The sequence below is a fragment of the Enterobacter cloacae complex sp.6700776 genome (assembly GCF_048284255.1).
Lineage (GTDB): Bacteria > Pseudomonadota > Gammaproteobacteria > Enterobacterales > Enterobacteriaceae > Enterobacter > Enterobacter intestinihominis.
Map to the genome: position 1 here is coordinate 45963 of NZ_JBLVYK010000022.1, position 11745 is coordinate 57707.

The 11745-nt window shown below is 55.6% G+C and carries 8 protein-coding genes; 6 read left to right on the forward strand and 2 right to left on the reverse strand.

Annotation, left to right across the window (positions count from 1 at the left end; translation table 11 throughout):
- Positions 1-11: 11 nt before the first annotated feature.
- Positions 12-2564 (forward strand): peptidoglycan glycosyltransferase/peptidoglycan DD-transpeptidase MrcA, encoded by a 2553-nt coding sequence (mrcA, locus tag ACNQ0T_RS20940; RefSeq protein WP_045308980.1) that lies wholly within the window; start codon positions 12-14, stop codon positions 2562-2564.
- A gap of 93 nt (positions 2565-2657) precedes the next feature.
- Here the strand turns inward: mrcA and nudE are convergent, their stop codons facing one another.
- Positions 2658-3218, reverse strand: a complete 561-nt coding sequence (gene nudE, locus ACNQ0T_RS20945) for an ADP compounds hydrolase NudE (protein WP_003861622.1) — start codon at positions 3216-3218, stop codon at positions 2658-2660.
- A gap of 327 nt (positions 3219-3545) precedes the next feature.
- On the opposite strand from nudE, the gene ACNQ0T_RS20950 reads away from it, so the two are divergent.
- The 4 genes from ACNQ0T_RS20950 to hslO all read left to right on the forward strand — a co-directional run bounded on the left by ACNQ0T_RS20950 (position 3546) and on the right by hslO (position 7733).
- A complete protein-coding gene (locus ACNQ0T_RS20950) occupies positions 3546-5684 on the forward strand; it encodes an intracellular growth attenuator family protein (RefSeq protein ID WP_023298780.1) in 2139 nt (712 codons plus the stop codon).
- A 64-nt stretch (positions 5685-5748) separates the two neighbouring features.
- A complete protein-coding gene (gene yrfG / locus ACNQ0T_RS20955; RefSeq protein ID WP_417930361.1) occupies positions 5749-6432 on the forward strand; it encodes a GMP/IMP nucleotidase in 684 nt (227 codons plus the stop codon).
- Positions 6429-6830: a ribosome-associated heat shock protein Hsp15 gene (hslR, locus tag ACNQ0T_RS20960; protein WP_003861618.1), complete on the forward strand. Its 402-nt coding sequence runs from the start codon at positions 6429-6431 to the stop codon at positions 6828-6830. The genes yrfG and hslR overlap by 4 nt, the downstream gene beginning before the upstream one ends.
- A gap of 18 nt (positions 6831-6848) precedes the next feature.
- Positions 6849-7733, forward strand: a complete 885-nt coding sequence (hslO, locus tag ACNQ0T_RS20965) for an Hsp33 family molecular chaperone HslO (RefSeq protein WP_006812239.1) — start codon at positions 6849-6851, stop codon at positions 7731-7733.
- Between the two features lie 122 nt (positions 7734-7855).
- On the opposite strand, the gene ACNQ0T_RS20970 is transcribed toward hslO, so the two are convergent.
- On the reverse strand, positions 7856-9613 hold the full coding sequence (locus tag ACNQ0T_RS20970; RefSeq protein WP_337258520.1) for a DUF4153 domain-containing protein: 1758 nt from the start codon (positions 9611-9613) through the stop codon (positions 7856-7858).
- Positions 9614-9989: 376 nt separating this feature from the next.
- Between ACNQ0T_RS20970 and pckA the strand changes: the two genes are divergently transcribed.
- Positions 9990-11606: a phosphoenolpyruvate carboxykinase (ATP) gene (gene pckA, locus ACNQ0T_RS20975; RefSeq protein ID WP_046620356.1), complete on the forward strand. Its 1617-nt coding sequence runs from the start codon at positions 9990-9992 to the stop codon at positions 11604-11606.
- Positions 11607-11745: the final 139 nt, after the last annotated feature.

The following is an 11745-nucleotide window of genomic DNA, read 5'->3' on the forward strand; positions in this document are numbered from 1 at the left end:
GGAAATCTCCGGTGAAGTTCGTAAAGTATTTATTGATCCTTGCAGTCTGTTGCATTCTGCTGGGAGCAGGCTCGATTATTGGATTGTACAAATATGTCGAGCCGCAACTCCCTGATGTCGCCACACTTCGTGATGTGCGGCTTCAGATCCCTATGCAGGTCTATAGCGCCGATGGTGAACTGATGGCGCAATACGGCGAGAAACGTCGTATCCCACTGACCTTAAATCAAATTCCACCCGTGATGGTGAAGGCTTTTATCGCCACCGAGGACAGCCGTTTTTACGAGCACCACGGTGTCGATCCGGTCGGTATTTTCCGTGCGGCAAGCGTGGCGCTGTTCTCCGGTCATGCCTCTCAGGGGGCAAGTACCATTACCCAGCAGCTGGCGCGTAACTTCTTCCTCAGCCCGGAAAAGACGCTGATACGTAAGATCAAAGAAGTGTTCCTCGCGATCCGCATTGAGCAACTGCTGAGCAAAGACGAGATCCTTGAGCTTTACCTCAACAAGATCTATCTGGGCTACCGCGCCTATGGTGTAGGGGCTGCGGCTCAGGTCTATTTCGGTAAGTCGATCGATCAGCTCACGCTGAGCGAAATGGCGACCATTGCCGGCCTGCCAAAAGCGCCATCAACGTTTAACCCGCTCTACTCGCTGGACCGCGCCACCGCGCGCCGTAACGTTGTGCTATCGCGTATGTTGAGCGAAGGCTACATCAGCCAGGATGAGTACGATCGGGCACGCAGCGATGTGATTGATGCCAATTACCATGCACCGGAAATTGCTTTCTCATCGCCGTATCTGACGGAAATGGTTCGCCAGGAGATGGTGCGCCGCTACGGCGACAAAGCATATGAAGACGGCTATCGCGTTTATACCACCGTGACCCGCAAGGTGCAGCAGGCTGCCCAGCAGGCGGTGCGTAATAACGTGATGGATTACGATATGCGTCACGGCTATCGCGGCCCGTCCAACGTGCTGTGGAGAGTGGGCGAAGGCGCATGGGACAGCAAAAAAATTACTGATTCCCTGAAAGCGCTGCCGACCTATGGCCCGCTGCGTCCGGCTGTGGTCACCCAGGCCGATCCGCAGGAAGCGGTGGCGATGATGGCCGATGGTACATCCGTTTCGCTGCGTATGGAGGGTATCCGCTGGGCGCGTCCGTACCGTTCTGACACCCTTCAGGGGCCTACTCCACGTAAAGTGACGGATGTGGTACAAACTGGACAACAAATCTGGGTGCGTCAGGTAGGCGATGCCTGGTGGCTGGCACAGGTGCCGGACGTCAACTCTGCCCTGGTCTCCATCAATCCGCAGAACGGTGCCGTGATGGCGCTGGTTGGCGGGTTCGATTTCAACCAGAGCAAATTTAACCGCGCAACCCAGGCGCTGCGTCAGGTCGGTTCGAACATCAAACCGTTCCTGTATACCGCGGCGATGGACAAGGGGCTAACGCTCGCCAGCATTCTCAACGACGTGCCAATTTCCCGATGGGATGCCGGTGCGGGCTCTGACTGGCAGCCGAAGAACTCTCCGGCGCAATACGCTGGCCCTATCCGTCTGCGTCAGGGCCTTGGCCAGTCGAAGAACGTGGTCATGGTTCGCGCGATGCGTGCGATGGGCGTTGATTATGCGGCAGAGTATCTGCAACGCTTCGGCTTCCCGGCGCAAAACATCGTTCATACCGAATCTTTGGCGCTCGGCTCCGCGTCCTTCACGCCGCTCCAGGTCGCGCGTGGCTACTCGGTAATGGCAAACGGCGGCTTCCTGGTCGATCCGTATTTCATCAGCAAAATCGAGAACGATCAGGGCGGCGTACTGTTTGAAGCGAAGCCGAAAATTGCCTGCCCTGAATGCGATATTCCGGTGATTTACGGCGACACGCCAAAATCCAATGTCCTTGAAAACAAGGATATGGAAGATGTTGCCATCTCTCAGGAACGTCAGAATCTGGCGGTGCCGCAGCCTCAGCTGGAACAGGCCAATCAGGCGCTGGTCGCCCAGAGTGGCGCGCAGGAGTATGCTCCGCACGTGATCAGCACGCCGCTGTCGTTCCTGATTAAGAGCGCGCTGAACACCAACATCTTTGGCGAACCGGGCTGGCAAGGCACCGGCTGGCGAGCGGGCCGCGATTTGCAGCGCCGCGACATCGGCGGCAAAACAGGCACAACCAACAGCTCAAAAGATGCCTGGTTCTCAGGTTATGGCCCGGGCGTTGTCACCTCGGTCTGGATTGGTTTTGACGATCACCGCCGCACTCTGGGACGCACAACCGCTTCTGGCGCAATTAAAGATCAGATTTCCGGTTACGAGGGTGGGGCTAAGAGTGCGCAACCGGCCTGGGATGCTTACATGAAGGCCGCTCTCGAGGGCGTGCCGGAGCAGCCGCTAACGCCTCCGCCGGGCATTGTCACGATCAATATTGACCGCAGCACCGGACAGCTCGCGAATGGCGGCAACAGCCGTGCCGAGTATTTCATCGAGGGTACGCAGCCAACCACGCAGGCGGTGCATGAGGTGGGTACCGAAATCATTGATAACGGCGAAACGCACGAACTGTTCTGACGCCAACAAAAAAGCCGGGCGGTGACGACGCCTGACCCGGCCTACAGCGTAATGCAAAACGGCAACCATCGGTTGCCGTTTTTACGGGTGGCGCTACAAACGCCCCTGCCCCTTCAGCCACTCCCGCACCAGGAAAAGTGCGCTCACGTTGCGTGCCTCGTTAAAGTCAGGATCTTCCAGCAAATCCATCAGATGAGCCAGCGGCCAGCGAACCTGCGGCAGCGGTTCCGGCTCGTCTCCTTCCAGCGATTCAGGATAGAGATCTTCCGCGACAACAATGTTCATTTTGCTGGAGAAATAGGACGGCGCCATGCTCAGCTTTTTCAGGAACGTCAGCTCTTTCGCGCCAAAGCCGACCTCTTCTTTCAGCTCCCGGTTTGCCGCTTCAAACACCGTTTCGCCCGGATCGATCAGTCCTTTGGAGAAGCCCAGCTCGTAGGATTCAGTGCCCACGGCGTATTCACGAATAAGGATCAGGTGCTCGTCGACGATAGGCACTATCATCACCGCTTCACGCGAGGAGGGGCGCATACGCTCATAAACACGACGCACACCGTTGCTGAACTCCAGATCCACACTTTCAACATTAAACAGACGCGATTTTGCGACGGTTTCAACATTCAGAATGGTGGGCTTTTGTAAGGGTTTGGTCATCTTGACGGGTCTTTGCTGGGTGAACTGGCTTTATTGTGCGATACGCCGCACGGTTTCGGCAATGTCAATTGCTCTTTATTTACATTTATGCAACGTAACTGTAGGCAATTCTCATTTCAAAACAAATGTCAAGAGGTTGAAAAGTTTCCAGGAATTTGCTGATATCGCGCCGGAACAGGCTTTGTTATCATTACCGGTCACTGGGATGCGCGTCAACATGCTCAAGTTAGACTCCATACTTGCCGATAGCCGACCACAGAATCTCATTCATTGTACAAAAGGTGCGACTGACAACACCTGTAAGAAGATAAGTAAGATGGGGAAAGCATGAGCACCATTTTGATTTTTCTCGCTGCTGTGCTGGCCTGCGCGTCGATTGCGGTGTGGGTATTCAGGCGCCGCGTACATCGCCGTTATCGGCTGCCCTTTTTGAACGCGTTTGCCGGGGCAAACACGCGCAAGCTTTCGCCAGAGGAACGCAGCACCGTTGAGCAGTATCTCGACACGCTGAACCGATCCCGGCTTTCGCCTGGCCCTACCGGCGCCAGCGCCGCCCCCGTATCGCTCAACCTGAACGCCCAAAGCGACACCGTTCTGTGCGTAACGCGCTCCATTACCCGCTACGGCATCACAACCGACGATCCCAACAAATGGCGTTACTATCTCGACTCTGTTGAAGTGCACCTGCCTCCCTTCTGGGAGCAGTATATCAACGACGAAAACAGCGTCGAGCTCATCCATACCGATACGCTGCCGCTGGTTATCTCCCTTAATGGTCATACTCTGAGCGAATATGTTCAGGAAGCGCCACGCTTTGCGCTGGAACGCGCAAGCGGAACGCAGGCCTCTATTCGTGGTGAAGAGACAGAGCAGATTGAACTGCTCAACATCCGCCAGGAAACGCATGAAGAGTACGTCCTGAGCCGCCCGGATGGCATTCGCGAAGCGGTGCTGATTGTCGTCTCGTTCCTGCTCTTTTTTATCTGCCTGCTGACGCCGGACGTGTTTGTTCCGTGGCTCGCGGGTGGCGCAGTACTGCTTCTGGCCGCCGGGCTGTGGGGCATATTTGCCCCGCCGGCAAAAACGTCATTACGCGAAATTCACTGCCTGCGCGGAACCCCAAAACGCTGGGGACTGTTCGGCGAAAACGATCAGGAACATATCAACAATATCTCGCTCGGGATCATCGATCTCATCTATCCGCGCCACTGGCAGCCGTGGATTGCGCAGGACCTGGGCCACAAAACGGATATTGATATCTATCTCGACCGCCACGTTGTACGCCAGGGACGTTACTTATCCCTGCACGACGAAGTAAAAAACTTCCCGCTTCAGCACTGGCTTCGCAGCGCGGTGATTGCCGGTGGCGCCGCGTTAATCTTCCTCATGCTGCTGCTTTTCGTGCCGCTGGATATGCCGATTAAATTTACCCTGTCATGGATCAAAGGGGCGCAAACCGTGGAAGCCACCAGCGTACAGCAGCTCGAAGAAGCGGGTGTACGCGTGGGGGATACGTTGCGGCTGAAAGGCACCGGGATGTGTAATATCCACTCACCGGGCGCCTGGAACACGCGCCAGAACTCGCCGTTCGCGCCGTTCGACTGCTCTCAGATCATCTGGAATGACGCCTCTCCGCTGCCGCTTCCGGAATCGGATGTGGTCAATAAGGCCACCGCGCTCACCCAGACGATTAATCGCCAGCTCCATCCAAAACCGGATGATGATTCTCGCGTCAGCCCTGCCCTGCGTTCGGCCATTCAGAAGTCCGGCATGGTGCTGCTGGATGACTTTGGCGAAATCGTCCTGAAAACAGAAGATCTCTGCTCAGCTCAGGATGACTGTATCCGGCTGAAGAACGCGCTGGTCAACCTCGGCAACAGCAAAGACTGGGACGCGCTGGTGAAACGCGCCGAAGCGGGACGCCTCGATGGTGTAAATGTGCTTCTGCGTCCGGTCAGCGCCGAGTCGCTGGATAACCTGGTGGCGACCTCTACCGCCCCCTTCGTGATGCGTGAAACCACCCGTGCCGCCCAGGCGCTTAACAGCCCGGCGCCGGGTGGTTTTGTGATTGCCAGCGATGAAGGCAGCGACCTGGTGGATCAACCCTATCCGCAGGTTTCGCTGTATGACTATCCTGCCCAGGAGCAGTGGAGCGAATTCCAGCGTCTGGCGCAGATGCTGATGCAGACGCCATTCAGCGCGGAAGGGATCGTCACCACCCTCTTTACCGATGCCAACGGCACGCGTCATATTGGCCTGCACCGTATGCCGGATAGCGCTGGCCTGTGGCGCTATGTAGGGACATCCCTGCTGCTGATTGCGATGCTGGCGTGTATTATCTGGAACGGTTATCAGGCCGTACGCCGCTATCAGCGCTCCCGCACGCGACTGGCAGAAATCCAGGCCTACTACGAAAATTGCCTAAACCCGAAACTGATCTCCTCTTCTGAGAGCCTGATCGGATAACGTCTCTGCGCGACAAGTTGTGCTACCCTGTCGCGCACGTTTCTTCTGGCTGGAGTTCCCCCTTATGCATCTTAATATCGACTGGCAGGCGGTCGATACCGTCCTGCTTGATATGGACGGCACGCTGCTTGATCTCGCCTTTGATAACTATTTCTGGCAAAAGCTGGTTCCGGAAACGTACGGTGAACAGCAGGGGATCTCCCCGGCGGAAGCGCAGGAATTCATTCGTTCGCAATATAGCGCGATGCAGCATACGCTAAACTGGTACTGTCTTGACTACTGGAGCGAGCGACTCGGTCTGGATATTTGCGCCATGACCACCGCCCAGGGCGCACGCGCCGTTCTGCGCGAAGATACGGTCCCGTTCCTGGACGCGCTGAAAGCCTGCGGTAAGCGCCGTATTTTGCTGACAAATGCGCATCCCCATAACCTGGCCGTGAAGCTGGAACATACCGGTCTTGCTTCGCACCTTGATTTATTGCTTTCCACCCACACATTTGGTTATCCGAAAGAGGATCAGCGGTTGTGGCATGCCGTGGTGGAAGAGACCGGTTTACAGCCGGAACGCACGCTGTTCATTGACGACAGCGAGCCGATTCTGGATTCTGCGGCCGCTTTTGGCATTCGCTATTGTCTGGGCGTGACCAATCCTGATTCCGGCCTGGCTGAAAAAAGCTATCTGCGACATCCGGGGCTGAACGACTATCGCCGGATGATCCCCTCACTCACCGTGAAGGAGACGCCATGAAAGAAAAACCCTCTGATGGGGTAAGACTGGATAAATGGCTGTGGGCCGCCCGTTTTTACAAAACGCGCGCCCTTGCCCGAGAAATGGTTGACGGCGGAAAGGTGCATTACAACGGTCAGCGCAGCAAACCGAGCAAGCTGGTTGAACTGAATGCCACGTTAACGCTTCGCCAGGGCAACGATGAGAAAACGGTGGTGGTGAAAGCCATTACCGAACAGCGGCGGCCAGCAACCGAAGCCGTTTTGCTGTATGAAGAGACGGCCGAAAGCATAGAGAAGCGCGAGAAAACCGCGCTGGCGCGCAAAATGAACGCGCTGACGATGCCTCACCCGGACCGGCGACCGGATAAAAAAGAGCGCCGCGATCTGATGAAATTTAAACACGGTGAGAGCGAGTAACCCTCACCTGCATGAGAGATGAAAATGGCCCAACACGACCAATTACACCGCTATCTGTTTGAACAATTCGCCGTGCGCGGCGAGCTGGTCACCGTATCCGAAACCTGGAAACAGATTCTGGAAAACCACAACTACCCGCTGCCGGTAAAAACCCTGTTGGGCGAACTGCTGGTTGCCACCAGCCTGCTGACCGCCACGCTGAAGTTTGCTGGCGATATTACCGTCCAGTTGCAGGGCGATGGCCCAATGTCGCTGGCGGTGATCAACGGCAATAACCAGCAGCAGATGCGCGGCGTGGCGCGCGTTCAGGGCGATATCCCTGAAAATGCGGATCTGAAAACGCTGGTCGGTAACGGCTACCTGGTCATCACGATTTCGCCTGAAGAGGGGGAACGCTATCAGGGCGTTGTCGGTCTGGAAGGCGATACGCTTGCCGCCTGCCTGGAAGATTACTTCATGCGTTCCGAACAGCTGCCAACCCGTCTGTTCATCCGCACCGGTGAAGTGGATGGACAGCCTGCTGCCGGCGGTATGCTGCTTCAGGTTCTGCCTGCGCAGGATGCGCAGACCAATGATTTCGAACATCTGGCAACGCTGACGGAAACCATCAAAGCGGAAGAGCTGTTCACCCTGTCGGCGACCGACGTGCTGTGGCGTCTCTACCACGAAGAAGAAGTGACGGTTTACGATCCGCAGGCGGTGGAATTTAAGTGCACCTGCTCCCGCGAGCGTTGTGCTGGCGCCCTGAAAACGCTGCCGGATGAAGAGATCGACAGCATCATGGCGGAAGACGGTGAAATCGATATGCACTGTGACTACTGCGGTACGCACTACGTGTTCAATTCGATGGATATCGCGGAGATCCGCAATAACGCCTCTCCGGCGGATCCGCAGGTTCACTAAGCTCTGAGCCTGTTGCCCGGCGGCGCTACGCTTGCACGGGCCTACAATGAATTGTGCAATTTTTTGATATGATTGCTAATTGTAGGCCGGGTAAGCGTAGCGCCACCCGGCAAGAAAGAGCACTAACGCCGCTGCGCATTATTGTAACTGTCGTAGCTCATATCGACACGCTCCCCAAAAATCTCAATATCCGCCCAGGGCTTCACGACAGATTTCACTTTCCTCTGCCTTAATGCGCGGTCAAGTTCTTCTCTGGTCAATGCCTCCGGCATTTTCCACGCGTCCCCGGCGATCCTCCAGCCCGTGTTGGTTTGTGTGTAAGCCACGATCGTGCGATCGGTAAATTGAAATAGCACGGCTTCAGGCTTGCCGTCGCCGTTAAGATCCAGCGGCATGAGTAAACAGTTACTCTGGGCGCTATCGCAGCTCTCAAAGCGATACTGATTGCTGAGCATGGCTTGCCACAATGCCTTATCAGGACGAGCCATTCCCGGTGCGAGCTGGACCTGTTTTTCCAGCATCGCGGCGGTCATCTTACCTGCTCCGCCAGCGTTCCTGGAGAGAAGACCATTTATTTCACGCTGGCGTTTTGGGTTAGAGATAAACTGCGGATCGTTTTGCAGCGTGAGCATCGCCTCCCGCCCCTTTCGTCTAGCGTTACTGAGCATATACAGGCTGACTTGATCCGCAGTTATTCTGCCGTCCTGATAGCGGGCCATATGGCTTGCAACGCTTATTCGCCACGGATCCAGCACGGGGGTATGGATCAACGCCAGGAAGATGAGGGAAAGCAGCCCGGTCGTCGGGATGACGTACGCATGGATCTTCTGCGGCTCACGGCGCTGAATCAGAACGCTGGCGCAAAAACCGACCGCCCAGACCAGCGCCACGATGGTTATCAATACCCCGTACAGACGCTCGGGTGACCAGCCGTATTGCGAAATGCGTAGCCACAGCGCCCACCCCGCCAGAACCGGATACGCGGGTACGATAGCCACAGCAAGGCGAATCATCCCTCGCAGCGGGGCATAGTAAGGCAGCGTTTGACGCTGTGGATGCCACACTATCGTCACCAGGAATAACAGCAGCAGCGCTAAGGTGGTCAGCAAGCCCGCGGCGGATATTCTGGCTGAAATGGATTCAAAGCCGACAAAAGGCAACGCGCCAATAAAGAGCAGCGCCAGCGCCGCCATCAGGGGAAGCAGACCGGTGGCGATGAGGGTCAGCAGATTTTGCAGGGCAAGGATTAACCTTACCTGCATGCGCGTGAGCACGGCCGCACTGGCTGAAACCACGCCAATCGCCACTGAAATAAACCCGTCAGAATGAAAGAAAAGCCGATCAAAAAAGCCGATGCCGATAAGTTCGAAAAGCTCGGCCCAGAGGAAAAGCACCAGCCAGAAGAGACCATTCGAAACAAAAATAATGAGCAGCGTCAGCGCGTTATGCCAGTTTCGTTGATAAAAGTCGCTGTAGAATGAGGTAGTCGGGACGGGATCCAGACGCCGCTGAAGCCATGGCAACACGAACAGCGTCATCAGCAGCAGATGAAAGCCGAAAACGAGCATCTCATCTCTGAGATTCCAGCTTTCGAGTCCTGCAACGCTCCACTTAAGCCAGCCGCCCATACCCGCGACTGCCGCGCCGATCATCCCGAGTGACAGCCACAAAAATGGCTTTCTGAATGACGTCATGGCAAGAGACAACGTGGTTGTCATTACCACGGTGGCAGGTACTACACACATCAGCCACAGCGTATCCGATGGCAATTTTGCGTACTCGATATACCACGTAATTACATAGCAAATTACGCCCTGTAGAGCCCCCGCCAGCACGACGGCTACGCGCGTTGAAGGAGATAACGTCTCACGGTTTTCCATTTCTCATCCCTTGTTCATGAAAAATCTATTGTCTCATCAAGGCAAAACTCTGGCCCCCACCTCAAACTCTGAAAATAGCTGACCCAAGAGACCTGAATCGTTTTCCCAATGTAACTCTTACGTAATTTTCTTTCATGTATGCGATTACATTCACATTCTTCTGGATAAATTCACCAGAGATTAACCTTTTAAGAACATTTTCCCCAACCAAAAAGCGATTCCTGCGATAATCTGCCCGCCCTGTGACTGGAGTCGCAGCGTTTTCCGTTAGTAAGGGTTTTGACCAGATACGTAAATCTATGAGCCCCGTCGCGGTTAACATCCCCAGAAAAACCCTACAATTTCAGGCAGTACATATTGGCTAAGGAGCAGTGATATGCGTGTTAATGGTTTAACCCCGCAAGATCTCAAGGCTTATGGTATTCACGACGTCCAGGAAGTGGTCTACAACCCCGATTACGATACGCTGTATCAGGAAGAGCTCAATCCGGCACTGGAAGGATACGAGCGAGGTGTGTTGACGAATCTTGGTGCTATCGCCGTCGATACCGGTATTTTTACCGGCCGTTCGCCGAAAGATAAATACATCGTCCGAGATGATACCACCCGCGATACGCTGTGGTGGGCCGATAAAGGCAAAGGGAAGAACGATAACAAACCGCTCTCTCCTGAAACCTGGCAGCATCTGAAAGGGCTCGTCACCCATCAGCTTTCCGGCAAGCGTCTGTTCATCGTCGATGCTTTCTGCGGCGCTAACGCCGACACCCGTCTCTCCGTTCGGTTTATCACTGAAGTGGCCTGGCAGGCGCATTTCGTGAAGAACATGTTCATTCGTCCGACCGATGAAGAACTGCAAAACTTCACCCCTGACTTTATCGTGATGAACGGCGCGAAATGCACCAACCCGCAGTGGAAAGAGCAGGGTCTGAACTCCGAAAACTTCATCGCCTTCAACCTGACCGAGCGTATCCAGCTGATCGGCGGTACCTGGTACGGCGGCGAAATGAAGAAAGGGATGTTCTCGGTCATGAACTACCTGCTCCCGCTGCGCGGTATCGCCTCCATGCACTGCTCGGCAAACGTCGGTGAAAAAGGTGACGTGGCAGTATTCTTCGGTCTTTCCGGCACCGGTAAAACGACGCTGTCCACCGATCCAAAACGTCGTCTGATTGGCGACGACGAGCACGGCTGGGACGACGACGGTGTGTTTAACTTTGAAGGCGGCTGCTACGCGAAAACCATTCGCCTGTCTGAAGAGGCAGAGCCGGATATCTACCACGCGATTCGCCGCGATGCGCTGCTGGAAAACGTCACCGTGCGTGCCGATGGCTCTGTCGACTTCGACGATGCGTCCAAAACCGAAAACACCCGCGTCTCTTACCCGATTTACCACATCGACAACATCGTGAAGCCGGTGTCGAAGGCGGGCCACGCCACGAAGGTGATTTTCCTGACCGCAGACGCGTTCGGCGTGTTGCCGCCAGTTTCCCGCCTGACCGCCAGCCAGACGCAGTACCATTTCCTCTCTGGCTTTACCGCTAAGCTGGCGGGTACCGAGCGCGGCGTGACCGAGCCAACCCCAACCTTCTCCGCCTGCTTCGGCGCGGCGTTCCTGTCGCTACACCCAACGCAGTATGCGGAAGTGCTGGTGAAACGCATGCAGGCGTCCGGCGCCCAGGCCTATCTGGTGAACACCGGCTGGAACGGTACCGGCAAGCGTATCTCCATCAAAGATACCCGCGCCATCATCGACGCGATTCTGGATGGTTCATTGGATAACGCCGAGACCTTTACGCTGCCGATGTTCAATCTGGCGATCCCAACAGAGCTGCCTGGCGTGGATACGCGTATCCTCGATCCGCGTAACACCTACGGTTCACCGGAACAGTGGCGCGAGAAGGCAGAATCGCTGGCGAAACTGTTTATCGAAAACTTTGAGAAGTATACCGACACCCCGGCGGGTGCTGCGCTGGTGAGTGCGGGACCAAGGTAAAAGCAAAAAGGCAACGAAAGTTGCCTTTTTTAATGTTTTCTCCCTCTCCCCGTGGGCTGAGGGTTCCCCACAAATTAATGCGAGCACTGAGCAATCCCCTCGCCCCTCCGGGGAGAGGGTTAGGGTGAGGGGAACATAC